This is a genomic window from Chromobacterium alkanivorans (genome assembly GCF_016937655.1).
Taxonomy (GTDB): Bacteria; Pseudomonadota; Gammaproteobacteria; order Burkholderiales; family Chromobacteriaceae; genus Chromobacterium; species Chromobacterium alkanivorans.
On the sequence record NZ_JAFHKL010000002.1, the window covers coordinates 192,892 to 219,516 of the forward strand.

At 65.1% G+C, this 26,625-nt stretch carries 25 protein-coding genes and 1 other RNA gene; 12 read left to right on the forward strand and 14 right to left on the reverse strand.

Going from position 1 to position 26,625, the window contains the following annotated elements; genetic code table 11:
* The first annotated feature begins 208 nt into the window (after positions 1-208).
* From JW897_RS04600 to rnk, 5 genes are all read left to right on the forward strand, one after another.
* Complete coding sequence (locus tag JW897_RS04600) at positions 209-1,837, forward strand: methyl-accepting chemotaxis protein (protein ID WP_240352085.1); 1,629 nt, start codon at positions 209-211, stop codon at positions 1,835-1,837.
* 86 nt (positions 1,838-1,923) lie between these two features.
* Complete coding sequence (gene dbpA, locus JW897_RS04605; protein ID WP_205465306.1) at positions 1,924-3,303, forward strand: ATP-dependent RNA helicase DbpA; 1,380 nt, start codon at positions 1,924-1,926, stop codon at positions 3,301-3,303.
* A 67-nt stretch (positions 3,304-3,370) separates the two neighbouring features.
* The gene (gene map, locus JW897_RS04610; RefSeq protein WP_255411671.1) at positions 3,371-4,198 is read left to right on the forward strand and encodes a type I methionyl aminopeptidase; all 828 of its coding nucleotides are present in this window, start codon (positions 3,371-3,373) and stop codon (positions 4,196-4,198) included.
* A gap of 156 nt (positions 4,199-4,354) precedes the next feature.
* The gene (locus tag JW897_RS04615; protein ID WP_048415482.1) at positions 4,355-5,212 is read left to right on the forward strand and encodes a flagellin N-terminal helical domain-containing protein; all 858 of its coding nucleotides are present in this window, start codon (positions 4,355-4,357) and stop codon (positions 5,210-5,212) included.
* A 168-nt stretch (positions 5,213-5,380) separates the two neighbouring features.
* Positions 5,381-5,785: a nucleoside diphosphate kinase regulator gene (gene rnk / locus JW897_RS04620; RefSeq protein WP_048415483.1), complete on the forward strand. Its 405-nt coding sequence runs from the start codon at positions 5,381-5,383 to the stop codon at positions 5,783-5,785.
* A gap of 59 nt (positions 5,786-5,844) precedes the next feature.
* Here rnk and JW897_RS04625 read toward each other — a convergent pair whose 3' ends face one another.
* From JW897_RS04625 to dnaB, 3 genes are read right to left on the reverse strand one after another with little or no spacing between them, the layout of a single operon-like run.
* Positions 5,845-6,453, reverse strand: a complete 609-nt coding sequence (locus tag JW897_RS04625; protein WP_048415484.1) for an alpha/beta hydrolase — start codon at positions 6,451-6,453, stop codon at positions 5,845-5,847.
* Positions 6,453-6,761, reverse strand: a complete 309-nt coding sequence (locus tag JW897_RS04630) for a (2Fe-2S) ferredoxin domain-containing protein (RefSeq protein ID WP_043590538.1) — start codon at positions 6,759-6,761, stop codon at positions 6,453-6,455. The genes JW897_RS04625 and JW897_RS04630 overlap by 1 nt, the downstream gene beginning before the upstream one ends.
* Positions 6,762-6,788: 27 nt before the next feature.
* A complete protein-coding gene (dnaB, locus tag JW897_RS04635; RefSeq protein ID WP_048415485.1) occupies positions 6,789-8,198 on the reverse strand; it encodes a replicative DNA helicase in 1,410 nt (469 codons plus the stop codon).
* 156 nt (positions 8,199-8,354) lie between these two features.
* Between dnaB and JW897_RS04640 the strand changes: the two genes are divergently transcribed.
* The gene (locus tag JW897_RS04640; protein WP_205465307.1) at positions 8,355-8,693 is read left to right on the forward strand and encodes a nuclear transport factor 2 family protein; all 339 of its coding nucleotides are present in this window, start codon (positions 8,355-8,357) and stop codon (positions 8,691-8,693) included.
* Position 8,694: 1 nt separating this feature from the next.
* Here JW897_RS04640 and JW897_RS04645 read toward each other — a convergent pair whose 3' ends face one another.
* Positions 8,695-9,867 carry a BaiN/RdsA family NAD(P)/FAD-dependent oxidoreductase gene (locus tag JW897_RS04645; protein WP_205465308.1) on the reverse strand — a complete coding sequence of 391 codons (1,173 nt, stop codon included), beginning with the start codon at positions 9,865-9,867 and terminating at the stop codon, positions 8,695-8,697.
* Positions 9,868-9,985: 118 nt separating this feature from the next.
* On the opposite strand from JW897_RS04645, the gene JW897_RS04650 reads away from it, so the two are divergent.
* Entirely contained in the window at positions 9,986-10,570 is a 585-nt protein-coding gene (locus JW897_RS04650; protein WP_048415487.1) for a superoxide dismutase, read from the forward strand.
* 59 nt (positions 10,571-10,629) lie between these two features.
* On the opposite strand, the gene JW897_RS04655 is transcribed toward JW897_RS04650, so the two are convergent.
* From JW897_RS04655 to JW897_RS04665, 3 genes are read right to left on the reverse strand one after another with little or no spacing between them, the layout of a single operon-like run.
* On the reverse strand, positions 10,630-12,243 hold the full coding sequence (locus tag JW897_RS04655; protein ID WP_338030550.1) for a GMC family oxidoreductase: 1,614 nt from the start codon (positions 12,241-12,243) through the stop codon (positions 10,630-10,632).
* Complete coding sequence (locus tag JW897_RS04660) at positions 12,240-12,764, reverse strand: twin-arginine translocation signal domain-containing protein (RefSeq protein ID WP_205465309.1); 525 nt, start codon at positions 12,762-12,764, stop codon at positions 12,240-12,242. Before JW897_RS04660 ends, JW897_RS04655 begins: the two co-directional genes overlap by 4 nt.
* Before the next feature lies 1 nt (position 12,765).
* Positions 12,766-14,193 (reverse strand): coniferyl aldehyde dehydrogenase, encoded by a 1,428-nt coding sequence (locus JW897_RS04665; RefSeq protein ID WP_205465310.1) that lies wholly within the window; start codon positions 14,191-14,193, stop codon positions 12,766-12,768.
* Positions 14,194-14,295: 102 nt separating this feature from the next.
* On the opposite strand from JW897_RS04665, the gene JW897_RS04670 reads away from it, so the two are divergent.
* On the forward strand, positions 14,296-15,480 hold the full coding sequence (locus JW897_RS04670) for a vWA domain-containing protein (protein ID WP_048415491.1): 1,185 nt from the start codon (positions 14,296-14,298) through the stop codon (positions 15,478-15,480).
* Positions 15,481-15,640: 160 nt separating this feature from the next.
* Complete coding sequence (locus JW897_RS24470; protein ID WP_255360665.1) at positions 15,641-15,775, forward strand: hypothetical protein; 135 nt, start codon at positions 15,641-15,643, stop codon at positions 15,773-15,775.
* A 91-nt stretch (positions 15,776-15,866) separates the two neighbouring features.
* Here JW897_RS24470 and JW897_RS04675 read toward each other — a convergent pair whose 3' ends face one another.
* The 4 genes from JW897_RS04675 to JW897_RS04690 form a co-directional block, all read right to left on the reverse strand.
* On the reverse strand, positions 15,867-18,830 hold the full coding sequence (locus JW897_RS04675; RefSeq protein WP_338030551.1) for a DNA translocase FtsK: 2,964 nt from the start codon (positions 18,828-18,830) through the stop codon (positions 15,867-15,869).
* Positions 18,831-19,021: 191 nt separating this feature from the next.
* The gene (locus tag JW897_RS04680) at positions 19,022-19,369 is read right to left on the reverse strand and encodes a hypothetical protein (protein ID WP_156187956.1); all 348 of its coding nucleotides are present in this window, start codon (positions 19,367-19,369) and stop codon (positions 19,022-19,024) included.
* Positions 19,370-19,593: 224 nt separating this feature from the next.
* Complete coding sequence (locus tag JW897_RS04685; protein WP_205465311.1) at positions 19,594-20,220, reverse strand: YbhB/YbcL family Raf kinase inhibitor-like protein; 627 nt, start codon at positions 20,218-20,220, stop codon at positions 19,594-19,596.
* Between the two features lie 95 nt (positions 20,221-20,315).
* The gene (locus JW897_RS04690; protein ID WP_476727387.1) at positions 20,316-21,515 is read right to left on the reverse strand and encodes an amino acid aminotransferase; all 1,200 of its coding nucleotides are present in this window, start codon (positions 21,513-21,515) and stop codon (positions 20,316-20,318) included.
* A 220-nt stretch (positions 21,516-21,735) separates the two neighbouring features.
* Here JW897_RS04690 and JW897_RS04695 point away from each other — a divergent pair, with 220 nt between their 5' ends.
* Positions 21,736-22,014, forward strand: a complete 279-nt coding sequence (locus JW897_RS04695; protein WP_048415496.1) for a hypothetical protein — start codon at positions 21,736-21,738, stop codon at positions 22,012-22,014.
* Between the two features lie 345 nt (positions 22,015-22,359).
* On the opposite strand, the gene JW897_RS04700 is transcribed toward JW897_RS04695, so the two are convergent.
* Together JW897_RS04700 and argE are read right to left on the reverse strand one after the other, a co-directional pair.
* Positions 22,360-23,748, reverse strand: coding sequence for a sodium-dependent transporter (locus tag JW897_RS04700; protein WP_205465313.1), 1,389 nt, complete (start codon positions 23,746-23,748; stop codon positions 22,360-22,362).
* A 186-nt stretch (positions 23,749-23,934) separates the two neighbouring features.
* Positions 23,935-25,107 (reverse strand): acetylornithine deacetylase, encoded by a 1,173-nt coding sequence (gene argE, locus JW897_RS04705; RefSeq protein WP_205465314.1) that lies wholly within the window; start codon positions 25,105-25,107, stop codon positions 23,935-23,937.
* A gap of 158 nt (positions 25,108-25,265) precedes the next feature.
* Here argE and ffs point away from each other — a divergent pair.
* Both ffs and JW897_RS04715 read left to right on the forward strand, forming a co-directional pair.
* Positions 25,266-25,364: signal recognition particle sRNA small type (gene ffs / locus JW897_RS04710), an RNA gene on the forward strand.
* A 272-nt stretch (positions 25,365-25,636) separates the two neighbouring features.
* Positions 25,637-25,960, forward strand: coding sequence for a helix-turn-helix domain-containing protein (locus JW897_RS04715; RefSeq protein ID WP_048415499.1), 324 nt, complete (start codon positions 25,637-25,639; stop codon positions 25,958-25,960).
* Positions 25,961-26,087: 127 nt separating this feature from the next.
* On the opposite strand, the gene JW897_RS04720 is transcribed toward JW897_RS04715, so the two are convergent.
* Positions 26,088-26,537 carry a universal stress protein gene (locus JW897_RS04720; RefSeq protein ID WP_205465315.1) on the reverse strand — a complete coding sequence of 150 codons (450 nt, stop codon included), beginning with the start codon at positions 26,535-26,537 and terminating at the stop codon, positions 26,088-26,090.
* Positions 26,538-26,625 lie beyond the last annotated feature (88 nt).

Below are 26,625 nucleotides of genomic sequence, written 5' to 3' on the forward strand. Positions count from 1 at the left end.
TGCGCCCGACTGCGGCGAGGGCGGGATTTTCACAGAAAACCGCCGCAAACCCAAGCCTAATCGTTTTAACTATAAGTTTGATTTAAACCAACATTCCTACGTCATCAAATAACTACCATCGCGCTGCGACCCATTTCAATAAACCTATAGCGGCAATCGCGCGATTCTACAAACACACCGGGAGAACGGACCCTCCGTCCGCACACGCATGCGCAAATTTTCCGATTGGCCGATCTGGCTGAAACTGACCATGGCGGTATGGTGCTGCCTGGTCCTGGCCTGGAGCGGGCTGATTGCCTGGGAAACCAGCGTCAGTCGCGACATCGCGGTGGAGCAGGCGCAAGACCTGGCCCACAGCATGAATGAAATGACCATGGCCGGACTCACCGGCATGATGATCACCGGAACCGTGGGCCAGCGCGACGTTTTTCTGGACCAGATCAAGGAGTTGTCCGCGGTGCGCGACCTGCGGGTGATCCGCGGCCCGGCCGTCAGCAAGCAGTTCGGCCCCGGCAACGCCGGCGACAAGAATCTGAGCGGCGACGCGGTGGAGCAACAGGCGCTGCGGGACGGCAAGCCCCATATCCAGATCGAATCCACGCCGACGCTGGGCGAGCATCTGCGCGTGGTCTACCCGGCGCTGGCCTCGCGCAACTACTTGGGCAAGAACTGCATGATGTGCCACCAGGTGGCGGACAAGACGCCGCTGGGCGTGGTCAGCATGCGCGTCTCCCTGGAGAAGCCCTACGCCTCGGTCAGCCGCTTCCGCGACCAAAGCATTCTGTTCGCCATCCTGGCCTCGCTGCCGCTGATGGCGGTGGTGTTCCTGCTGGCGCGCCGCCTCGTTACCCGGCCGCTGCAGGCGATGTCGGCCGGCCTCGCGGAGCTGGCCCAGGGCGAAGGCGACCTGACGCGGCGGCTGCCGGTGCGCAGCCGCGACGAGATCGGCGACACCGCGCAGCGCTTCAACCAGATGCTGGCCGCCATCGCCGAGCTGGTGCGCCATGTCGGCGCCTCCGCCGGCGCGGTGTCTCAGTCCTCGCGCCAACTGGCCGACGGCGCCGCCCACCTGGCGGAAAGCTCCCACAGGCAAAACCGCCAATCCCAATCCGCCGCCGGCGCGGTGGAGCAACTGGCCAGCCATATCGGCGAAATCGCCGGCAAGGCGGAGGACGTCAGCGCCGAAGCCGACCAGAGCCTGCAACGCTCCGAGGACGGCCGCGCCAGCCTCAGCCAGCTGCGGCGCGAAGTCGGCCAGGTGGAGCAGGCGGTGCGGCTGATGGCGCAGGCGGAAACCGAACTGGCCAGCTCCACCGCCAGCATCACCAATATGACCAAGGAAGTGCGCGAAATCGCCGAACAGACCAATCTGCTGGCGCTGAACGCGGCGATCGAGGCGGCGCGCGCCGGCGAACAGGGCCGCGGTTTCGCGGTGGTGGCCGACGAGGTGCGCAAGCTGGCGGAGAAGTCGGCCCGTTCCGCCAGCGAGATCGACGCCGTGACCGGCGCGCTCAATCAAAAGACCGACGCGGTGCGCGCCGCGGTCAACGCCGGCCTGTCCTCGCTGGCCGCCAGCCGCCAGTCCGCCGACAGCGTGTCCAGCGTGCTGGACGCCGCGAACCAATCGGTGGCCGAAGTGCGCCAGGGCCTGCGTCAGATCGTCGCCGTCACCGAACAGCAGCGCGCCGCCAGCCAATCGGTGACCGGCAGCATCGACGCCATCGCCGAGATGGCGCAAACCAACGATCAGGAGATAGGCCAGACGGTGAACGCCGCCGAACAACTGGAGCACCTGGCGCAGCGGTTGACGGAATCGGTGTCCCGCTTCACTGTCTGAACGCCGCCGGCGGCGACATCCGATTTGGCCGTTGGCCGCCGGCCTGTTACACTCGCAGCCCGATACCGTAATACGCCCAAGTCATTGTGAAAAAAGCCGCTTTCTCCACCCTGCCCCTGCCCGCCGCCCTGTTGTCCAATCTGGACAGCCTGGGTTACCACAGCATGACCGCCATCCAGGCCGCCAGCCTGCCGGCGATCCTGAACGGCGAGGACCTGATCGCCCAGGCCAAGACCGGCAGCGGCAAGACGGCGGCCTTCGGCCTTGGTATCCTGGCGCGGCTGAATCCGCGCTGGTTCGGCGTGCAGGCGCTGGTGCTCTGCCCCACTCGCGAACTGGCCGACCAGGTGGCGCAGGAAATCCGCCGGCTGGCGCGCAGCATAGACAATATCAAGGTAGTGACCCTGACCGGCGGCAGCCCGATGGGGCCGCAGATCGGCTCGCTGGAACACGGCGCCCACATCGTGGTGGGCACCCCGGGCCGGCTGCAGGACCACCTGTTCCGCGGCTCGCTCAATCTGTCCGGCGTCAGCACTCTGGTGCTGGACGAGGCCGACCGCATGGTGGACATGGGCTTCATCGAGGAAATCGTCGGCATCGTGCGCGCCTGCCCGCGCCAGCGCCAGACCCTGATGTTCTCCGCCACCTACCCGGAAAACATCCGCAAGATCAGCGCCCAGTTCATGCGCCGGCCGCAGGAAATCCAGGTGGATTCGCTGCACGGCGGCGAACGCATCGAACAATGGTTCTACAAGATCAAGCCGGAACAGCGGCTGGAAACCGTCACCACCATCCTGCAACACCTGCGCCCCACTTCCGCGCTGGCCTTCTGCAACACCAAGGAGCGCTGCAAGGAACTGGTGCGCGATCTGCAAGCGCGCGGCTTCAGCGCGCTGGCGCTGTACGGCGACCTGGAGCAGCGCGAACGCGACCAGATCCTGCTGCGCTTCGCCAACAAGAGCGCCACCGTGCTGGTGGCCACCGACGTCGCCGCTCGCGGCCTGGACATCAAGGAGCTGGATCTGGTGATCAACGTCGACGTCACCCATGATCCGGAAATCCACATTCACCGCATCGGCCGCACCGGCCGCGGCGAGGCGATGGGCCTGGCGCTGACCCTGGCCGCCGACAACGACGACAAGCGGCTGGCGCTGATCGAAGACTATCAGCAGGCGCCGCTGACCTGGGCCAAGCTGGAACAGCTGACTCCGGCCCCCGGCGGCCCGTTGCTGCCGGCCATGGTCACGCTGGAGATCGCCGGCGGCAAGCGCGAAAAGCTGCGCCCCGGCGACATCCTCGGCGCGCTGACCGGCGACGCCGGCTTTGCCGGCGCCCAGATCGGCAAGATCAACATCTTTGAATTCGCCAGCTTCGTGGCGCTGGACCGCGCCATCGCCGAACAGGCGCTGGAACGCCTGGCCGCCGGCAAGATCAAGGGCAAGCAGTTCAAGATGCGCCTGATTTGAACGCCGACGCGCCCCCCGGACCGACAAGCACTGCCGGGCCGGGGGCGTTTTTGCTAGAATAGGTCTCATTAGCCGCAGACACGCACATCACCAGAATCCCATGAGCATCCAACTGAAAAACGCCCAAGACATCGAAAAGATGCGGATCGCCGGCCGCCTGGCGTCGGAAGTCCTCGACTACATCACCCCCTTCATCAAGCCCGGCGTCACCACCGAAGCCATCGACAAGCTCTGCCACGACTACATCGTCAATGAGCAGGGCGCGATCCCGGCGCCGCTGAACTACGCGCCGGACGGCCACAACCCGTACCCCAAGTCGGTGTGCACCTCGGTCAACCACGTGATCTGCCACGGCATCCCCAATGACAAGCCGCTGAAAAGCGGCGACATCATGAACCTGGACGTCACGGTGATCAAGGACGGCTACCACGGCGACACCAGCCGCATGTACCACGTAGGCAACGTCAGCGAGCACGCCCGCCGCCTGTCCCGCATCACCTATGAATGCATGTGGCGCGGCATCGACAAGGTCAAGCCGGGCGCCACGCTGGGCGACATCGGCTACGCCATCCAGCAACACGCGGAAAACTCCGGCTACAGCGTGGTGCAGGAATTCTGCGGCCACGGCATCGGCACGAAATTCCACGAAGAGCCGCAAGTGCTGCACTACGGCCGCCCCGGCACCGGCTTGGAGCTGCAGGCCGGCATGATCTTCACCATCGAGCCGATGATCAACCAGGGCAAGCGCCATCTGCGCATGCTGGGCGACGGCTGGACCGTGGTCACCAAGGACCGCAGCCTGTCCGCGCAATGGGAACACACCGTGCTGGTCACCGACAGCGGCTACGAAATCCTGACCCAGTCCGCCGGCACTCCGCCCAAGCCCGGCAAATAAGCCAGACAAACCATCATCAGCCCGGCGCCGCCGGGCTTTTTCACGCCCATGCCCGCGCCATCGGCCGCGGCGCGACTTTACCCAAAAGCCGGCTTGCCCTGTCCCGCGCGCTTTCTTACACTGAAGAAGTGAAACCACATCCAGCGGGAGCCGGCCATGGCACTGACCATCAATAGCAATCTGAGCGCGCTGCAGGGGCAGAACCAGCTGAATCAGACCCAGAAAGCCAAAGACAAGCTGCTGGCCCAACTCTCCGCCGGCAAGACCACCAACAGCGCCGCCAACAACCCGGCCAACGCCGCCATTTCCGAGGCGCTGCTGGCCCAGATCAACGGCAACAACCAGGCGATCAACAACGCCAACGACGGCATCTCGCTGGCGCAGACCGCCGACGGCGCCCTCAATCAGCTGCAAAGCAACACTCAGCAAATCCAGGAGCTGGCGATCCAGGCCGGCAACGGCGCGCTCAGCGCCAGCAACCGCCAGGCGCTGCAACAGCAGGTGGACCAGCTGACCCAGGCCAATTCCGCCATCGTGCAGAGCACCGAATTCAACGGCACGCAGTTGCTGAACAGCAACGCCTCCACCACCTTCCAGGTGGGCCCCAACGGCAGCGCGGACAACCAGGTCAATATTGCCGGCGTCAATCTGGCCGCCGCGCCGGCCAGCGGCGGGCTGAACAGCTACAACGCCAATCTGAACGCCACCGGCACCATAGACATCAGCACCCAGGCCGGCGCGCTGGCCGCCCAGCAAAGCACCAACGCCGATCTGAACACCCTGGCCAACACCCGCAGCACTCTGGGCTCGATCAGCAATCGTTTCGAGGCCAGCATCAACAATCTGCAAACCGCCTCGGTCAACACCGCCGCCGCCAACAGCCGCATCAGCGACACCGACTTCGCCGCCGCAAGCGCGCAGCTGGCCGCCAAACAGATCCTGGGCCAGACCGGACTCGCCGCCCAGGCTCAGGCCAACGTCGGCCCGCGCGCGGCGCTGTCGCTGCTGGGCTAAAGCGCAAGGCCGGGGCTCCCCCGGCCCAAAGCCCAGTATTAGCGGCGATTGCGCCGCCAAGCCTTGTTACACGCGGTTACAAGCGATATCATTGGCACACACGCTTTTCGCGCACTAAATCATCGGGCACCCCCTGCGGTGCCCTTTGTCTATCTGAAGGAGTTGCATATGTCGACAAGCCCGGCCATCACGGTGTCCTCCCTGGACTATGAGCGCCTCGCCGCGCTGCTGGAGGATTGCGAGAGCGGCCACCCCACCGCGGCCGCGCTGGAAGCCGAGCTGGAGCGCGCCGATGTGGTGGAGCCCTCCGCCATGCCCGCCGGCATCATCACCATGAACAGCTGCGCGCGGGTCAAGCTGGACAATGCCCAGGAAAAAACCCTGACCCTGGTCTACCCGCGCGAAGCGGACAGCGAACAGGGCAAGATCTCGGTGCTGGCGCCCATAGGCGCCGCGCTGCTCGGCCTGTCCGCCGGCCAGAGCATAGATTGGCCGACTCCGGCCGGCAGCATCCGCCTGAACGTGCTGGAAGTCACCTACCAGCCAGAAGCCGCGGGCGAACTGCACCGCTGATAAAAAAACCGGCCATCGCATGGATGACCGGTTTTTTTGCGCCGGAATCCGGCGGCGCCTTACCAGCAGCGTTGAATCGTCTGCGCCAGCTGCACCAGCCGGCCATGAAAGAAATGGCCGGCTCCGGGAAACACCACCACCGGCAAGCCTTGCGGCCGGGCCCAATCCATCACCGCGGACAGCGGAATCACCTCGTCCTCCTCGCCGTGAATCAGCAATGTGTCGGCCGGCACCTCCGGCGTCGGGGTCTCGTACTTGCCCACCGCCACGCCCATCAGCAGCAATTTGTCCGCCTCGATGCGCGCGCGGGTGCGCGCCGCGACGAAGCCGCCAAAGGAGAAACCGGCCAGCGCCAGCGGCAGATCGCCCTGCTCGCCGCGCGCATGCTCCACCACCGCGATCACATCCTCCACCTCGCCCAGGCCAAAATCATGCTGGCCTTCGCTGTCGCCCACGCCGCGCAGATTCGGGCAATAGCAGACATAGCCCAGCTGCGACAAGGCCTTGGCCGCGGTCTGCACCACCTTGTTGGTGTTGGTGCCGCCCTGCAAGGGATTGGGATGGCAGATCACCGCGATGCCGCGCGCCTCGCCCTGCGCCGCCACCACGATGGTTTCCAGACCGCCGGCCGGACCGGCCACCACTTGCTTGTTCATCGCCTTCAACATCAGATTTTCAGCCTTTCCACCACGCGCCCGCCCACCATGTGCTCGGCGACGATTTCGTCGATGTCCTCCTTGTCGACGAAGGTGTACCAGGTCTCCTCCGGGTACACCACCATCACCGGGCCGTCGTCGCAGCGCCCAAGACAGCCCGCCTTGTTGACGCGGATCTTGCCCTCGCCGGCCAGGCCCAGCGCCTTGACCTTGTCCTTCATATAGCCCAGCAACTCGCTGGAACCGTGATTGTTGCAGCAATCCTCGCAGCCGGCGCGCTGATTGCAGCAGATGAATACATGCTTGTCGAAAAAGCTCATGGAATGCCTCGTATGCTCACGGAACCGTTAGGAGTCGTTATCTGCCCAGCCGCTAACGCCCAAGGTGGCGGCGTTGTCGAACTTGGCGTACTTGCCGACGAAGGCCAGCCGCACCGCGCCGGTAGGACCGTTACGGTGCTTGCCTATGATGGCCTCGGCCAGACCCTTCACTTCCTGGTTCTCCGGGTTGTAATACTCTTCCCGGTACATGAAGACGATCAAGTCGGCATCCTGCTCGATGGCGCCGGATTCCCGCAAGTCCGACATCATCGGCCGCTTGTTGGGGCGCTGCTCCACCGCCCGCGACAGCTGGGACAGCGCGATCACCGGCACCTGCAACTCCTTGGCCAGGCCTTTCAGACCGCGCGAAATCTCGCCCAGCTCGGCGGTGCGGTTGTCGCCGCGACCCGAACCCGACATCAGCTGCAAGTAGTCGATCACGATCAGGCCCAGCTTGCCGCCGTGCTGGCGCGCCAGTCGGCGCGCGCGCGCGCGCACTTCCAAGGCGGTTAGCGCCGCGGTTTCGTCGATGTACATCGGCGCCTCGGACAACTTGCCTATCGCGTAAGTCAGCTTCTGCCAGTCGTCGTCGCCCAGCTTGCCGGTGCGCAGGGTGTGCTGATCCAGCCGGCCCACCGAGCCCAGCATACGCATCACCAGCTGCGCGCCGCCCATCTCCATGGAGAACACCGCCACCGGCAGGTGCTGCTCCACCGCCACGTGCTCGGCGATGTTCATCGAGAACGCGGTCTTGCCCATGGACGGACGTCCGGCGACGATGATCAGGTCGCCCGCTTGCAGGCCGGAAGTCTTGGCGTCCAGATCGATGAAGCCGGTAGGCACGCCGGTGACCTCGTCCGGGTTCTCGCGGCTGTAAAGCATGTCGATGCGCTCGACCACTTCTTTCAGCAAGCCCGGCATCTCCAGGAAGCCCTGCTTGGCCTTGGCGGTGGATTCGGCGATCTGGAACACCTTGCCCTCGGCTTCGTCCAGCAGCTGCGAGGCGTCGCGTCCCATTGGCGCGTAAGCGGCCTCGACGATCTCGGTGCCCACCAGCGCCAGTTGGCGCATGATGGAACGCTCGCGCACGATCTCGGCGTAGCGGCGGATATTGGCGGCGGACGGCGTGTTCTGCGCCAGCGTGGCCAGGTAGGACAGGCCGCCGACATTGCCCAGCTCGCCGTTCTTGTCCAGGCTCTCGGAAACGGTGACCACGTCCGCGGGACGCGCCAGTTCCACCAGCCTGGCCACATGCTTGTAAATCAGCCGGTGGTCGTGGCGGTAAAAGTCCGCCTCGGACACCACGTCGGCGATCTTGTCCCAGGCGCTGTTGTCCAGCAACAAGCCGCCCAGCACCGATTGCTCGGCTTCGATCGAATGAGGCGGCGTGCGGATCGCCGCCATCTCGCTGTCAAAATTCTCGTACGATTCAGTCATGTAGACTCGGAGTGATGGCGCGGCCTGGCCGCGCGAATGAAGCAAGCCTGGATCAGGCAAAACCGGATTTTAACCCGAAACCGCCACTCGCTGAGCATGCGTTGACAAGCGCCTCGCGCGGCCCCAGCATCGAAAGCTCTTTCAACAGGAGCCGCCATGACGCCCGCCGCCCTCGTCCAACAACAACTCGACGCCTACAACCAACGCCAGCTGGAGCCCTTTCTCGCCGTCTACGCCGACGACGTGACGGTATACCGGCTGCCCGGCTCGGAACCCAGCCTGCAAGGCAAGGCCGCGCTGGGCGACTTCTACGCCACCCAGCGCTTCACCCTGCCCGGCTTGCACGCGGAATTGGTCAAGCGCATCGAGCTCGGCAACAAGGTGATAGACCACGAGCGCGTCAGCGGCGTGAGCGAGCAGCCCTTCGAGGTGGCCGCCGTCTACGAGATCGTCGCCGGCAAGATCCAGACCGTGTGGTTCCTGGCGGCGGACTGAATCAGCAGTTCATCCCGGCCACATAGCCGGACGACCAGGCCCACTGGAAATTGTAGCCGCCCAGCCAACCGGTGACGTCCACCACTTCGCCGATGAAGAACAGACCGGGCGCCGCGTTGGCCATCATGGTCTTGGACGACAAGGCCTTGGTCGACACCCCGCCCAGCGTCACCTCGGCCTTTTTATAGCCCTGGGTGCCGTTGGGCTTGACGCGCCAGCTATGCAGCCGTTCGGCCAACTGCTGGCGCTGCTTGGGCGACAAGTCCTTCAGCCGCTTATTGAAGCCCTCCCGCTCCAGCCAGGCCTCGGCGAAACGCTTGGGCCAGCCGAACTCGGCCAGCGCGTTGGCGATCAACTGCTCGCTGCCGGCCTTCTGCTCCAGCCAGGCGGCGGCGTCGGCGTCCGGCAACAGGTCCAGCTCCAGCGTCGTGCCCGGCTGCCAATAGGACGACGCCTGCAGGATGGCGGGACCGGACACGCCCTTGTGGGTGAACAGCACGTTCTCGCGGAAACGGCCCTTGCCGGCGCGCGCCTCCACCTCCAGCGACACGCCGGCCAGCGGCGCGAAGGCCTCCGCGTCTTCCACGTGAAAGGTCAGCGGCACCAGGGCCGGCGTCAGCGACGTCAGCTCCAGGCCGAACTGCTCGGCCAGCTGGTAGCCGAACGGCGTCGCGCCTATCTGCGGAATCGACAGGCCGCCGGTGGCCACCACCAGCGACGCCGCGCGAAAGCCGCCGGCGCTGGTGTCCAGCGCGAAACCGTCCGCCTCCCGGCTCACCTGCAGAATCTGCGTCTCCATGCGTCTGTCCACTCCGCCCAGCCGGCACTCCTCGTCCAGCATCGCGATGATGCGCTCGCTGCCGTCGTCGCAGAACAGCTGGCCCAGCTTTTTCTCGTGGTAGCCGATGCCGTGGCGCTCGACCATGGCGATGAAATCCTGCGGCGTGTACTGCGCCAGCGCCGAACGGCAGAAATGGGGATTGGCCGACAGATAGCAGTCGAAACGAGCGTGGAGATTGGTGAAATTACAGCGGCCGCCGCCGGAAATGCGGATCTTCTCGGCCAGCTTGCGCGCATGGTCCAGCAACAGCACGCGCCGGCCGCGTTGGCCGGCGGTGGCCGCGCACATCAGGCCGGCGGCGCCTGCGCCGATGACGATAACATCGTACTGCAACGGTTTTCATCCTTACTTTACTTTTTTAGTCAACTATTGGCGAGCAGCGGCTGAATCCAGTAAACTTGCGGATAAAGCATCCGCTTATGCGGCTTACTTTCTCAACAAGGAGAGCATAATGGAACACAAACTGCCGGAACTGCCGTACGCGCTGGACGCGCTTGCCCCGCACATTTCCAAGGAAACCCTGGAATTCCACTACGGCAAGCACCATCAGACCTACATCACCAACCTGAACAACCTGATCAAGGGCACCGAGTTCGAAAACGCCTCCCTGGAAGAGATCGTGAAGAAATCCTCCGGCGGCATCTTCAACAACGCGGCCCAAGTCTGGAACCACACCTTCTACTGGCTGGGCTTCGCTCCCAACGCCGGCGAAGAGCGCAAGCCCAGCGGCGCGCTGGCCGACGCCATCAACGCCAAATGGGGTTCCTACGACGAATTCAAGAAAGCCTTCACCCAGACCGCCATCGGCACCTTCGGTTCCGGCTGGGCCTGGCTGGTGAAGAACCACGACGGCTCGCTGGACCTGGTATCCACCAGCAACGCCGCCACCCCGCTGACCACCGACAAGAAGCCGCTGCTGACCTGTGATGTGTGGGAGCACGCGTATTATATCGATTACCGCAACAGCCGCCCGAACTATATGGACAGCTTCTGGAAGCTGGTGAACTGGGACTTCGTCGCCAAGAACTTCGCCTGATTCGCCGCTGCCCGGCAGCGCGACGACAAAAGGGACCTCGCGGTCCCTTTTTTCTTGTCTCAGCCCATCGTCCCCCGCATGCGCCGCAAGAGCGCCGCCACCGAGCGCAGCGCGAAGGCGTAGACCGACAGCTGCGGATTCGCGCCGACGCTGCTGGGAAACACCGAGCCGTCCACCACGGTCAGATTGTCCAGCTGCCAATGCCGCCCCCACTCGTCCACCACCCCGGACTCGGCGTCGCCCGACATCGCCAGCCCTCCCATCACGTGGGCGCTGACCACCTTGGCCAGCAAGGGCTTGAGCGCCAGCCCGGCTATCATGCTCCGGGCCTCGCTCCAGCTGCGGGCGAGACCCGCCTGCTCGTGCACCGTCAGCACCTGCCGCGCGCCGGCGGCGAACTGGATCTCCGCCATGCTCAGCCAGGCGCGGCGCGCGCCCTCCCACAACGCATCGTTCAAGGGATAGTCCAGCTCCGGCGAGCCGTCGCCGCGCAAGCGCACCTGGCCGCCGCGGCTGTCCGGGTGGAAGCCGTCGCGCAACAGGGCCAGCGTCGCGTGCAGATGCGGCAGCCGGCGCATCAAGGCCGCCTGGCCGGCGCCGAAGCCGGGAAAGGTGATGCCGGCCAGCAAGGGATGGATGGGCGGCACTTCCAGCTTGTAGCCCAAGGGCCCGTCCAGCGCGTGGACATGCATGAAGTGATCGCTGTACACCGTTTGCGGCGCGCCGTTGAACGGCTCCACCGGCTCCGGCATCAAGGCCGCGGACAACACCACCGGGTGCAGAAAGGTCCGCGCCCCGGTATGGCCTCCCGGATCGATCAGGCCGCTGCGCAGCAGGATGGCCGGCGAGCCGATGGCGCCGGCGGCCAGCACCACCTGGGCCGCCTTCACCTTGAAGCGGCGTCCGGTCTCGCCGACTCCGTCCGCAGCCAGAAAGCGGCCCTCCAGCCCTTCCAGCCGGGTTCTGCCGGCATTGGCGCGCAAGCGGTCCACCCGCGCGCGGCTGATCAGCCTGGCGCCGCGCTCCAGCGCGGCGGGTATCGCCGTCACCAGCATCGACTGCTTGGCGTTGGTGGGACAGCCCATGCCGCAATAGCCCAGATTCCAGCAGCCGCGCACATTGCGGCGGATGCGCGCGTGGGCGATGCCCAGGGCCTCGCAGCCGCGGGCCAGCGCCGCGTTGTTGGGGTTCGGATCCGGCAGCCAGTCGGCGACGCCCAACCGCGCCTCCGCCTGCTCGAACCACGGCCGCATCGCCTCCTCGCCGACCCCGCTCAACCGGTGCCGCTCCCGCCACCAGCGCAAGGTGTCCGGCGGCGCGCGGAAGGAACTGGTCCAGTTGACCACGGTGCTGCCGCCCACGGCCCGGCCCTGCAAGATGGAAACCCCCTTGTCCGCCGTCTTGCGGCTGGCGGACTCCTGATACAGCTCCGGATAGGCCTTGGCCTCCAGCAGGCGGAAGTCGCGCGAACTGTACAAGCCGCCCTCCTCCAGCAGCAACACGTCCAGTCCGGCCGCGGCCAATTGCTCGGCCGCCATGCCTCCGCCGGCGCCGCTGCCGACGATCACCACGTCGGCCCGCAGCTCCAGATCGGGCAAGGTCGCGCCGTCCAGCGCCTTCCAGCCCGCGGCGAGGCCGGCGACCACCGGATCGGGTATCGTCGCGCGGCTCACGGCAACATCTCCATTACCGCCGCCGGCTGCCGATAGCCCAGCGCCGACCAACTGGCCGGATTGCCGTACCAGGCGGCGTTCAGCAATTGGTGCAAGGCCTGGTAGCCGCTGCGCAGCAAGGGAAACGCGCTGCCGCGCCAGCGCCGCAGAAAGGCGGCGATGTCCTCGGCCGACGCCTGTCGCCACGGCGCGGCCACGCCGGCGATCCAGCGCCGTCCCCAAGGGTTGCCGAGCAGGTCCAGCAGCTGGCGCAACTCGGCCCGCATCGCCGGCGGCAAGCCGGCCACCGCGCGATCCACGCCGCGCACCACCTCCTCGGGCGGCGCGACGCCCGGCCCCAGCGCGACCGGGGCGATCGCCGCCAGCAACTGAGCGTCCCGCGGCGTCAAGACGCGCAGTTTCAAGGGCCTGACCCAATCCTCGGCCGGACCGTCAGGCTGCGGCGAGGCCAGCAGCGTGGCCAGCGCCAAGGCCGCGGCGCCGCCCAGGCCGGTTTTGAGCAACTGGCGGCGGCTCAGCATCTCAGCGCAGCATCCATTTCAACAGCCGCTCCACGCCGGCGCCGTAAGGCGCGCGCGTCAAGGCGGTGCCGGCCCAGCGGCTCTGGCGGAACACCGGCTTGAGTTTGGAAAACGCCATGAAACCCTCCTTGGCGTGGCAATGCCCCATGCCGGACGGACCGACGCCGCCGAAAGGCAGGTCCTCCTGCACCACCTGCAGGGCGATGTCGTTGACCGCCACCCCGCCCGACACGGTTTCGCGCAAGGTTTTTTCGATGCGCAGCGCGTCCGTGTCGAACAGGTACAGGGCCAGCGGCCGCGGCCGCGCGTTGACGTAGGCCAGCGCCTCGTCGAACTTGTCGTAGCTCAGCACCGGCAGTATCGGCCCGAAAATCTCCTCTCGCAGCAAGGTGGCGTCCTCCGGGCAGCCCTGCACCAGGGTCAGCGGGAATTTGCGGCTGGGCCGCCAGTCCTCCGCCGCCGGATTGATCTGCTCCACCTCGGCGCCGGCCGCGCGCGCCTCGTCCAGCCATTGCAGCAGCCGCTGACAATGCCGCTCGTTGATGATGGCGCTGTAATCGGGATTGTCCGCCAAAGTGGGATAAGCGCGGCGCGCCGCCCGCCGCAGCTCGTCCAGCAGCGCGGCGCGGTCCTTGTTGTTGACCAGCACATAGTCCGGCGCCACGCAGGTCTGGCCGGCGTTCAGCATCTTGCCGGCGACGATGGCCTCCGCCGCCTGGCGCAAATCGGCGCCCCGGGCGACGATCACCGGCGATTTGCCGCCCAGCTCCAGCGTCACCGGCGTCAGGTTCTCCGCCGCCGCGCGCATCACGTGGCGGCCCACCGCGGTGGAGCCGGTGAAGAACAGATGGTCGAAAGGCAGCCTGGTGAAGTCCTGCGCCAGCTCGGCGTCGCCGTTGACCACGGCCATCACCTCGGGCCCCAGATAACGTTCGGCCAGGCGCTGCAGCAGCGCGCCGGTCGCCGGCGTGTATTCCGACATCTTCACCATCACCCGGTTGCCGGCCGCCAGCGCGGACACCACCGGCCCCAGCGCCAGGAACAAGGGGTAGTTCCACGGCACCACCACGCCGATGACGCCCAAGGGCTGCGGCATCACGCTATTGCCCGCCGGCTGGAACCACAGCGACACCCCGCGCCGCTCCGGCCGCATCCAGCGCCGCAGACGCCGGCGCGCGTAACGTATCGCCTCCAGAGAGGGGAAAAGCTCGGCCAGCCGGGTTTCCACCGCGCTGCGGTGGCCGAAGTCCTGGCTGACCGCATCAACGAAAGCCTGGCGATTGTCCTGCAACATGCTCTCCAGGCGCTTGAGCCATTCCTGGCGCAGTTCCAGCGGCGGAAACGCTGAGGCCCGGCTGAGGCGGTACAGGCGGGAAAACTCCGCTTGCAGATGATCATCCCGGCAAATGGGCATGGCGGCGGCATTCATTGTATTATCCTTAGGATAGCAGTATCCGAACGATTGTTTAGAGCCGTAGCTCTAAAACAAGAATATCACCGCCCATCCACGCTGTCACCTTCTAGCCGCGCCATGTTGATCGATTTTTTTTACGCCCTGCGCGAGGCCGGCCTGCCGGTTACGCTGAAAGAATTCCTCACCTTGCTGGAGGCGCTGCAAAAACGCGTCGCCTTCGGCGATCTTGACGCCTTCTACTACCTGGCGCGCACCGCGCTGATCAAGGACGAGAAACACTTCGACCGCTTCGACCAGGTGTTTGGCAGCCATTTCAAAGGCCTGTCGCAATCGCTGGACGAGCTGAAAACCGGCATCCCGGAAGACTGGCTGCGCAAGCAAGTGGAGAAGCACCTGTCCGACGAGGACAAGCGCCGGCTGGAGGCGCTAGGCTGGGAGCAGTTGATGGACACCCTGCGCCAGCGGCTGCAAGAACAGCAGGAACGGCACCAGGGCGGCAATAAATGGATAGGCACCGGCGGCACCAGCCCCTTCGGCGCCTACGGCTACAATCCGGCCGGCATCCGCATCGGCCAGAACGAATCGCGCCACCGCCGCGCGGTGAAAGTGTGGGACCAGCGCGAATTCCGCAACTTCGACGACTCGGTCGAACTGGGCACCCGCAACCTCAAGATCGCCCTGCGCCGGCTGCGCGAGTTCGCCCGCGACGGCGCCGAGGAAGTGCTGGACCTGGACGCCACCATCGCCGCCACCGCCGGCAAGGCCGGCATGCTGGACCTGCGCATGCAGCGCGAGCTGCGCAACGCGGTCAAAGTGCTGGTGTTGTTCGACGTCGGCGGCTCGATGGACGACCACGTCAAGGCCTGCGAGGAGTTGTTCTCGGCGGTGAAATCCGAGTTCAAGCATCTGGAGTATTTCTACTTCCACAACTGCGTCTACGAAGCGGTGTGGAAGGACAACGCCCGCCGCCACACCCAGACCTTGTCCACCTGGGACCTGATTCACACCTTCGGCGGCGATTACAAGCTGATCATCGTCGGCGACGCCACCATGAGCCCCTACGAAATCAGCTATCCGGGCGGCAGCGTCGAGCACATGAACCAGGAGGCCGGCGAAGTCTGGCTGCGCCGCCTGCTCGAGCATTTCAAGCACGCCGCCTGGCTCAACCCGGTGCCGGAAGCGCACTGGGACTACACTCAGTCGCTGCACATGCTGCGCCAGCTGATGTCAGGGCGCATGTACGGGCTGACGCTGCAGGGCATCGATCAGGCGATGCGCGCGCTGAAGCGCAGCGCGTCTTGAATTTTAACTTTCCGACACAAATTATTACTTGAGCTTGCGGCGGCTTGTGTTCCAGAATGAAATCACAGGGGGCCGCCATAGACGACTTTTGCTTCCAGGCCTGTTCGCCGGCAATCGTCTTCATCAACAAGTTAGCACTCAAGCCTCGGGGAGCCATGCCATGGAAATTTTGCTTTTATTCGCCCTCATCGCCGCTGTGGTCGTCGTCGCCAAGCTGTTGAGCGGCCCGGTGGAAGACCAGGACCAACTGGCTCCGATCCGCATCCGCGACGATCAGGACCAGCGCCGTCGCTGACCCCCGTCCCAAACAGAAGAAATGAAAAAGCGCGCCGAATCCGGCGCGCTTTTCTTTATGGCGGCAACAAGTCGAGCGCGTTCACGCCGCCTCACAGCTCGCGCTGCGGCACCAGCACCGTCCGGTTGCCGTTGCTTTCCATCGGACTGACGATGCCCGCGGCCTCCATTTCCTCGATCAGCCGCGCGGCGCGGTTGTAGCCTATGCGCAGATGGCGCTGCACCGAGGAAATCGACGGTTTGCGGGTGCGCATCACGATTTCCACCGCCTCGTCGTACAGCGGATCGCTTTCCGTCGCCGCCTGCGCCTTGGCCGTGGCCGCGGTGGACTCCTCCTCCGCCTCGCTTTCGCCGGTCAGCAGGCCTTCCACGTAGTCAGGCTCGCCGAACTGCTTCAGATGCTCGACGATGGCGTGCACTTCGTCGTCGGTGACGAAGGCGCCGTGCACCCGCTGCGGATAGCCGGTGCCCGGCGGCAGGAACAGCATGTCGCCCTGGCCCAACAGGCTTTCCGCGCCCATCTGATCCAGAATGGTGCGGCTGTCCACCTTGCTGGACACCTGGAAGGCGATCCGCGTCGGGATATTGGCCTTGATCAGGCCGGTGATCACGTCCACCGACGGCCGCTGGGTGGCCAGGATCAAGTGAATGCCGGCGGCGCGCGCCTTCTGCGCCAGGCGAGCGATCAATTCCTCGATCTTCTTGCCGGCCACCATCATCAGGTCGGCGAACTCGTCCACCACCACCACGATGAAGGGCAACGCCTCCAGCGGCTCCGGCGTTTCCGGCGTCAGGCTGAACGGGTTGCCGATGCGCTGGCCCATGGCTTCGGCCTCGCTCACCTTGTCGTTGTAGCCGGCCAGGTTGCGCACGCCCAGCGCGCTCATCAGCCGATAGCGGCGCTCCATCTCGCCCACGCACCAGTTCAGCGCGTTGGCCGCCAGCTTCATATCGGTGACCACCGGCGCCAGCAAGTGCGGAATGTCGTTGTACACCGACAGTTCCAGCATCTTGGGATCTATCATGATGAAGCGCACTTCGTCCGGCCGCGCCTTGTACAGCATGGACAGAATCATCGCGTTGACGCCCACCGACTTGCCGGAGCCGGTGGTGCCCGCCACCAGCAGGTGCGGCGCCTTGGCCAGGTCCATCGCCACCGGCTGGCCGGTGATGTCCTTGCCCAGCGCCAAGGTCAGGCGCGAACGCGGCTGCTGGAACACCTCGGAGGAGAAAATCTCGGACAAGCGGATCATCTGGCGCTTGGGATTGGGCAGCTCCAGACCCATGCAGGTCTTGCCGGGTATGGTTTCCACCACCCGGATCGCCGCCAGGCCCAGCGCGCGCGACAAATCCTTCATCAGGTTGACCACCTGGTTGCCGCGCACGCCCACCGCCGGCTCCACCTCGTAGCGGGTGATCACCGGGCCGGCGTAGGCGTCCACCACGCTGACCTTGACCTTGAACTCGGCCAGCTTTTCCTCGATGACGATGCCGCGCTCCAGCAATTCCTCTTCCGAGCACGTCACCGTCGCCTCGTCAGCCGGACGCAGCAAGTCCAGGCCCGGCAAACCGTAATCGTCGTACACCGGACGCGGCTTGGGCGGCGCCGGCTCGGCGGCCAGCTCTACCTGCTGCTGCGCCTGTTGCGCCCAAGCCTCGGACTCCGGAGCCGCGTCCCAAGGCGGGCTCGCCTCCTCCGGCGCCTCCTCCGGCGCCTGGTCCGGCGTCGCGACGGCGGCAGGCGCGTCGATCAAGACCCAGGGCATCGGCTTGGCGGCCAGTTGCTGCGCAGCGGCGGCCACCGAAGGCGGCTCCGCCGGCACGCTCTCGCGCTGCACCACGGCCGGTTTTTCCTCGTCCTGCACCAGCACAGAGCGGGTCTGCGGCCAGCGCCACGGCGCCGGCTCGGCGGCTCGCGGCGCGTCCGCTTCGGGGAGGGCCGGCTCAGGCGGCCTTGCCGCGACGACGACCGGCGTCGGCTCGGCCGGGCGCGCCGGCGGCGCGGCGAAAACGGCGGGCTCGGACTCCGCGGGCGCTAACGGAGGCCAATCGGCCTCGACGGCGATTGCAGGCTCCGCTGGCGCATCGAAAGCTGAGGCGAAAACCTCGGGCTCGGCCAGCGCCTCTTCCGCGACGGCCTCAAGCGCCTCCGGCATCGCGGCGGGCAGGTCGGGCGCGGCGGCAAAGGCGACGATTTCCGGCTCGGCCGGCGGGTCGAGCGGATCGGACGTCTGGGCGAAGGCGACGATTTCAGGCTCCAGCGGCGGCGCAGACGGCCGCGCCGGCGCCAGCCAGCCGTGTTGCGCCGGCCGCGCGCTGGCCGGCAACTCATGCCGCACGACGGGAGGCGGCACGATTTGCAGCTCCGCCGCTTCCTGTGGCTTGACGGCAAGGGGGCGAATGGCGGCGGACGGCGGCGCGGCCATGGTTTTGCCGCGCTTGGAATGAATGTGGCGCAACTGCTCGCGCACCTCGCTGGGCTCGATCACCGGCAAGGACGCGCCGCCCTGCTCCTTGGCGTTCTGCGTCAGCACCCGGGAGGCCTGACGGCGGCGATAATCCGTTTGCAGATTATGCTGCAGCTCATGCAGGCCGATCACCGGCAGATCCTTGGCCTGCGCCGGCTCCGACGACGGCGGACGCGCGCGCTTGCGGTATTCACGGGAAAGTTCCAGCGTCGGCAACTCCGGCTTGGCCTGAGGCGGCTCGGCCTGCCGCTTCGGCAAGACTATGGTTTCGCGCTCAGCCTCGGCCGGCGGCGCTTCGCGTTCCGAAGGCGGCGGCGCGGCGGCCCGGGCCGGCTCCGGCTCGACTTGAGCGGGAGCTTCGGCGCGCGGCGGCGTCGGCTCGATCCGCGGCCGGCCCCAGGACTCCGCGGCGTTCCGCCCGTCGTCGGCCTCCTCCGCGAAGTAGTCCGGCTCGTGCCGCTCCGTCGGCGACATGCCCAACAAGCGATCCAGCTTTTGGGTCCATTCGGACAGGACGACACGGCCGGTATACACCAGCCAAGCCAGCGCACCCAGCACCAACAGCAGCACACACAGCACAAACCACACAGTTCACAACCTCTGACGATGTCGAAAATTAACGGCCGAGCCCCAACCCGATGTCGGCCCGGCTGCGGCGATTGTACCGTTTTTTATAGCGTTCGCGGCAGGCGCGCGTGGACGATGAGCGCTCCGGCGGAGAAAAAAATTAAGCCGCGGCGTGACGCGGCGGCTTAATTCCTGCGGATGGCGAAAGCGGACTAGGCGGCCAGTTGCAAATACCCCTGCAGTTGACCATTGGCCAATAGGCGGCGCAGATGGCTGCCCGGCGTGGGGCCGGCGTAGGCGACGCCGGCCTGCTTGCAACGCAAGACCTGTCCGGTGGCCAGGGTGACCAGCTCCATTTCCAACACCCAGGCCTGGACGTCGTCCACGCCTTCGATTTCCGGCTCCAGCGTTGCGGTCAGCCGATAGCGGCCGTCGCCGGAATTCACATCCAACAAGCCCATCAGCCCCAGATTGTTGCGCACATCGGCATCGTCCGCGTCAAAAGCGCCCGTCGCCAACGCGGCGGCCGGCAGCTTGTCCTTAACAGTGTTTGCAACCATGACAGTTAATCCCCTTTGATGTTGTTATCGTTTGCCGCCTTGGGCTGGCCGCGGCTCAAAGCGCCGCGCGGGCGCGGGCCACTGAATTAAATCAGCCGCGGAGACAGTAAACGCCGCAACATCATGCTGCATTTCATTGGCTCACTGCAATCCCTTGCCAGACGCCTCGGCGTTGGGAGATGGACAAACTGTCCTTTTTGCCACTTCTTTACATTGCGGGACGGTTACAGCAAACGCGGATTCAGCGTATAGCGGCCGCTCAGGCTCGCCGACGCCAGCACATGGCCGGACAAGGCCGCCATGATGCCGGCCGGCGTCAGCGCGCCGGCCACCGGCAGGCTGGCCACGTCCAAGGCGTACACGGTGAAGACATAGCGGTGCTCCAGGCTGTCGTTCCACGGCGGGCAGGGACCGTCGTAGCCGTAGTAGTCGCCGGCCATCGCCGCGTCGCCGGCGAACCAGCCGGTGTAGTCGTTGACGCCGTGGCGCAGGCCTTGCGGCGCGCCCGGGCCGCTCTTGCCGCGCGCGCTCACGCCCGCGCTGTGGCCGCCCTCGGCGATCTCGCTCTGTTCGGCAGGGATATCCAGCAGCAGCCAGTGGTAGAAGTCCACCCGCGGCAGATCCGCCGGCACCTCCCTGCCCTCCTGATTGACGTCGTCGCCGCGCGACGGCACGTCCGGATCATGGCACACCAACGCGAAGGAACGCGTGCCCGCCGGCGCTCCGCCCCAGGCCAGATGCGGATTGAGGTTGTCGGACAGCGCGACGTGGCTGTCGGCGTCCGGCACGCAGAAGGCCAGGCGGCCCGGAATGCGCTCCCCGTCTTGAAAGCTGCGGCTGTGCAATTGCATGAGTCTGCTCCTCGACTACGGCCGGCAAGCGGCCGATTGAAAAAAAGCCCCGACCAGCGGGGCTTTGCAATGCTTGAGGTCAAAACCGGCCAGGCTTAGCCCGCCTTCACCACCTGGGCGATGGCGGAAGCCACATAGGCCAGGTTCTTGCTGTTCAAGGCCGCCAGGCAGATGCGGCCGGTGGACACCGCGTAGATGCCGAAATCGGCGCGCAGGCGCTCCACTTGGGCCGCGCTCAGGCCGGTGTAGGAGAACATGCCGCGCTGCTGGGCGACGAAGGAGAAGTCCTGGGCCACGCCCTCGGCCTTGATCGCCTCGACCAGGCCGACGCGCATCGCGCGGATGCGGTCTCGCATGCCGGCCAGCTCGTCTTCCCACATCTGGCGCAGTTCCGGATTGGACAGCACCGCGGCCACTACCGCGCCGCCGTGAATCGGCGGGTTGGAGTAGTTGGTGCGGATCACGCGCTTGAGCTGGGACAGCACGCGCGCCGACTCCTCCTTGCCGGCGGTGACGATGGACAAGGCGCCCACGCGTTCGCCGTACAGCGAGAAGCTCTTGGAGAAGGAGCTGGAGACGAAGAACTGCAGGCCGGAGGCCGAGAACAGGCGCACGGCGACGGCGTCGGCGTCGATGCCGTCGGCGAAGCCCTGGTAAGCCATGTCCAGGAAGGGCACCAGGCCGCGTTCGCGGCAGACTCGCACCACCTCGGCCCATTGCGCGTCGGACAGATCGGCGCCGGTGGGGTTGTGGCAGCAGGCGTGCAGCACGATCACGGAACCGGCCGGCAACTGGGCCAGGTAGGCGCGCATGCCGTCGAAATCGACGCCGCGGGTGGCCGCGTCGTAATACGGATAGTTCTCCACCTCGAAACCGGCGGATTCGAACAAGGCGCGGTGGTTCTCCCAGCTGGGGTTGCTGATGTAGACCTTGGCCGCCGGGTTCAGGCGCTTCAGGAAGTCCGCGCCGATTTTCAAGGCGCCGGTGCCGCCCAAGGCCTGGGCGGTCACCACTTGACCCGCCTTGATCAACTCGCTGTCCGCGCCGAACAGCAGGTTCTGCACCGCGCTGTCGTAAGCCTGGGCGCCTTCGATCGGCTGGTAGCCGCGCGGCGGCATGGCCTCAAGACGCGCCTTCTCCGCCGCCTTCACCGCCGCCAACAGCGGAATCTTGCCGTTGTCGTCGGAATAAACGCCGACGCCCAGGTTCACCTTGGTGGTGCGGGTGTCGGCGTTGAATGCTTCGTTCAGGCCCAGGATAGGGTCGCGCGGCGCCAGTTCTACGGCGGAGAAGATCGAAGAGGTCATGCAAGGCTCCATTACTTTACGCAACAACCGGCCAAAAGCGCGCGCCCTGGCCGGCTGGACAAGAAAAACCGGATGGCCACAGTCTAACATGGAGAGCCGTTCTCCGGGCCCTCATCCGTCGCCGCCGGGTTTTGACAGCGCGACGCCCGGCCATTACCCTGACATCAGCCACCCAAGCATACTTGCGGCAGCCACAGGAGCATGACTCATGAAAAAAGGCATCTTGCTGTTCTGGCCCTCCTTCATCATCGCCATCCTGGCGACAGGGGTGTTCTTTTCCATTTTCGATCCGGCCGAGCTCAGCCTGCACGGCAAGATCCTGTTCAACGACAAGCTCTCGGCCTATTCGGTGTTCTTCCTGGTCAGCTGGGCCTTCGGCGCGCTCAACACCAGCATCGTGCTGCTGCTGGAAAAGAACGCCCGCGAACTGAACGGCTTCACGCCGCCGCCGGTGGTGATACCGGAAGACGACGTCGCCCAGCCCTAAGAACCTGTTTACGATCTGCTGCGCTTCGGCGATACAGCGTTGAAAACACCCTCAAAATGCTCATGTACCAACCGTACACTCCGCTTTTTCGGTCGTTTTCGCCTTGTCTCGCTCTTGCTCGCGAGATCGTAAACACGTTCTAAGACCCGCTAACAAAACCCCTGATCCTGCGTTGCGCCTCCTTGTCGTACTACGGGTACTGTAGCTTCGCAGAAACTTCGTTTTCTGCGTCGGCGCGCCTTGGCTCGGGTTCTCTGCGAGGTTTTGTTAGCAGCTCTAAATCCCTGCCGGCCAGCATGAAAAAAAGGAGCCGCGCGGCTCCTTTTTCTGTTTGACGGCATGGACTCAAATCACGCCCAGACCCTTGAGCATCACCACCAGGATCAATAGCGGCGACACATAACGCAGCACGAAGAACAGCGCCTTCAGCAGGCCCTCGTTCCGCAGCGCGCCCTGATTGCTCAGCGCCTGCTTCAGCTGTTCGAAGCCCCACACCCAGCCGACGAACAGGCAGAGGAAGATGCCGCCCAGAGGCATCAGCAGATTGGAGGTCACGAAGTCGAACAGATCGAACAAGGTCATGCCGAAAGGCTTGAAGCCGGACAGCGTGCTGTTGGACAAGGCGCAACCCGCGCCGACCAAGGCCAGCAGCAGCAGATTGATCACCGTGGCCTTGACCCGGCTGATGCCGAAGCGCTCGCTGAACACCGACACCGGCACTTCCAGGATGGACAGCATCGCGCCGGTGGCCGCGATCGCGGCCAGCACGAAGAAGGCCACCATGAACACATTGCCCAGCGGCATGCTGGCGAACACCGCCGGGATGGTGATGAACAGCAGCGACGGACCAGCCGCCGGCTCGAAGCCGAAGGCGAACACCGCCGGGAAAATGGCGATGCCGGCCAGGATGGAGACGAACAGGTCCGCGCACATCACCCGGAAGGTGGTGACGGGAATGTTCTGGTCATCGCGGAAATAACTGCCGTAGGTGATCATGGTGCCCATGCCGATGGACAGCTTGAAGAAGGCCAGGCCCACCGCGGTCAGCACCACCGCGCCGCTGATCTTGGAGAAATCCGGAGTGAACAGGAAGTCCAGCCCCTTGGCCGCGCCGGGCAGCATCAGGCTGCGCGCGCCAATCACCAGCAGCAGCAGGAACAGCAAGGGCATCAGCTTCTTGGTCACCGCCTCAATGCCCTTGGACACGCCCATCAGCAGAATGCCGCCGATCAACAGCAAGACCAGCCACTGCCACAACAAGGATTGCACCGGGTCGGAAATCAGCGCGTTGAAGGCCTGCGAGGTTGTTTTGGGGTCGCTGGACAACAGACCGCCGCCCAAGGACTTGAACACATAGGCGAAGACCCAGGCCGCCACTTCGGAATAGAAAGCCATGATCAGGAAGGCGGCCAGCACGCCGAAAGCGCTGATCAGCCACCAGGGCTGGCCGGCCGGCGCCAGCGTCTTCAGCGCCGTCACCGCGTCGCGCTTGGCTTTGCGGCCCAGCATGATCTCGGCGATCATCACCGGCAGGCCCACCAGCAGCGTGGCCAACACGTACACCACCAAAAAACCGGCGCCGCCATTGGTGCCGGTCAGATAAGGAAACTTCCAGATATTGCCGAGGCCCACGGCGGAACCGAGAGTCGCCGCCAATACGCCAAAGCTGGAGGTGAAGCCGTCTCGCGACTTGGCCGCGCCTCCCTGCCGCACAGATCCCACGTTCTGACTCATTTATTTTTTCTTTCTGACTACCGCGGCGCCAACGCTCGCCGACCCCTTGGGACCGGGCGTTGAACAACTGCTCACGCCGCCATAAAACAAGCCCGCCTAAGGGATCCCCCTGGCGGGCAACTTGAGTGTTCGGCTTGTCGCCGGCAGCGATTTTGCGGCTATTCGGTCATCAGCGCAAAAAAATCTTCACGGTTTTTGCGTCAGCTCATCTCCCAGCCGTCGCAACCAGGCGGCGCACTGCTCCAGTTGCTCGATGTCGATGTATTCGTCGGGCCGGTGCGCCTGTTCGATGTTGCCCGGACCCAAGACAACGCAGGCGATGCCCGCCTCGCTGAACAGCCCAGCCTCGGTGGTGTAGGCCACGCCCTTGCCGCCCTCGCAGCCGCACAAGCGCGCCACGGTGCGGCGCACCTCGCTGTTTTCCGACGACTCGAAGGCCGGGCTGTACACCACCCGCTCGATCTCGATCTCCGCCTCCGGCGCCACCTGCCGCATCTCCAGCAGCAAGGTGGCCGCGTAATCCCGGACCGAACTGACAAAACGCTCAGGTCCGTCGCCCGGCAGCCAGCGGCACTCGAACATGAACTCGCAATCCTTGGGCACGATGTTGCAGGCGGTGCCGCCGTGGATGGTGCCGGTCTGCAAGGTGGTGAACGGCACATCATATAAGGCCTGCCGATGGCCGAACGACGCCTCGGCGTCGGCCAGCTTGCGGATGTGGGTGATCAGCCGCGCGGCGAACTCGATGGCGTTGACGCCCTGCGGCGTCAGCGAGGAATGCGCGGCGCGGCCGCGGACCTTGCACAGGAAGTGAGCGATGCCCTTGTGCGCGATCACCGGCTGCATGCTGGTGGGCTCGCCTACGATGCAGCCGGACACCTTGACCCCGTCCGCCGCCAGCCGGTCTATCATCCGGCCCACGCCCAGGCAGCCCACCTCCTCGTCGTAAGACAGCGCAATGCCTATGCCCTGACTCAGATCGCCCCGCGCCGCCAGCTCGACAAACCAAGGCGCCAGCGACAGCACGCAGGCGATGAAGCCCTTCATGTCGGCGGAGCCGCGGCCATACAGCCGGCCGTCGCCCTTGTCGGTCAGCGCGAAGGGATCGCTGCTCCAGACCTGGCCGTCCACCGGCACCACGTCGCTATGGCCGGACAGCACCACCAGCGGCAGCTCGGGCGCGCCGATGCGGGCGAACAGATTGGCCTTGCTGCCTTCGTCGTTGAAGGTCAGCGTAGCTTCCACGCCCATCTGCCGCAGATAAGCGCGCACCCACTCGATCAGCTCCAGATTGGAATGCCGGCTGGTGGTGTCGAAGCGGACCAGTTCCGCCAACAATTCTTGCGCCGATTGAGCCATCACACACTCCCACGCTTGCCGCGGTATAGATTAGATGCCGCCCAGTCTGCCTGCGCGACCGCGCTTCGGCAACCGCCGCCGCGCGCGCCCGCGCGACAAAAAACGCACGCCGAGCTTGGCAAAACGGCCGCTTGTCGTTAGAATGCGTCTTCTCTTGAGGCGGGTCTCCCCGCATTGCGCGATAGCGAACCTGGTCAGGTCCGGAAGGAAGCAGCCACAGTTATTTAGCGCAAGTGCCGGGGGTCAGGCTCGCCGCCCCTCCCCTTTTTTTCTGCCTCGAATGCCAAAACGCTTTACAAAAAAGCGACCACACAGTATCTTTTTGCGTCTCGACCTGCAAATCCCATTGTCCTTGACAATAAGAATCCACTAACATTGCAAAAACCGAAGTTGATGCTTAACGGAACTTCATGAACTTTTTTGCATCAGAATTATTCCTGATGGATTTTTTTTGCTATTTTTAGGGTGCAGGGCACGAAACCTAAAAAATATTAGAACCAATATTCTTTGATACTGAGAGGAACACTCAATGAAACTGTTTGAAAAGATCCCCAACCCGCGTGAGATCCGCCGCAAGCTCGGCCTGAACCAGCAAGAGTTCTGGAGCCGCATCGGCGTGACCCAGTCCGGCGGCTCCCGCTATGAAAGCGGCCGCAACATGCCCAAGCCGGTGCGCGAACTGTTGCGCCTGGTCCACGTCGAGCAGATCGACCTGTCCAAGGTTCGCCGCGAAGACTTCGAAATCGTCGAGTACCTGAAGGAAACCCACCCGGACCTGTACAAGAGCCTGCGCAAAGCGGTTCGCACCAAGCTGGAAGCTCAGGATGGCAGCGTGGAAGTCACCGCCGGCTGATCCTCTTTCCGCCGAGGAAAGCCAGCCCGCAGCAATGCCGGCTGGCTTTATTTTTGCCCGCAGGATTGTCCGACAAGCAACGGCGCGCCGCATCCCGCCCAAGCCGCGCGCCCGCCATGCCATCAGCCTAGTCGCCCGGGTTGCGTACCAGCAACACCGGCACGTCCGCCAGCTTAAGCACGCCCTCCGCCACGCTGCCCATCAGCAGGTGCATCAAACCGCTCCAACCATGGGTACCCATCACTATCAAATCGGCGCCCCAAGCGCCGGCGTCGTCCACCAGCACCGCGGCGATCTTGTCGCCCCAGCTTTCCAGAATCTTGCAATCCGCCGTCACGCCCAATTCCTTGGCCTTGGCCTCGGCCTGCCCCAGCACCTGCTCGCCCGCCTGCTTGATCGACTTTTGCAGTTCGGTCGCGTCCAGAAACTCGGTGCCGCCCCAGCCGAACTGGGCCAGATCCACCACATGCACCAGTTTCAGGCTGGCGCCCACTTCCTTGGCCAGGTGGCAAGCCTCGTGCAATGCCAGATTGGAGGTCTCGCTATCATCCACCGGTACGAATATGCGCTGATACATGACTCTGCTCCTTGTTGTATTTGCCTTACACTTGCAGTCTATCAAACCATGCCACTGCCCTGTTGACTCAGGTTAAGACAAACAACTC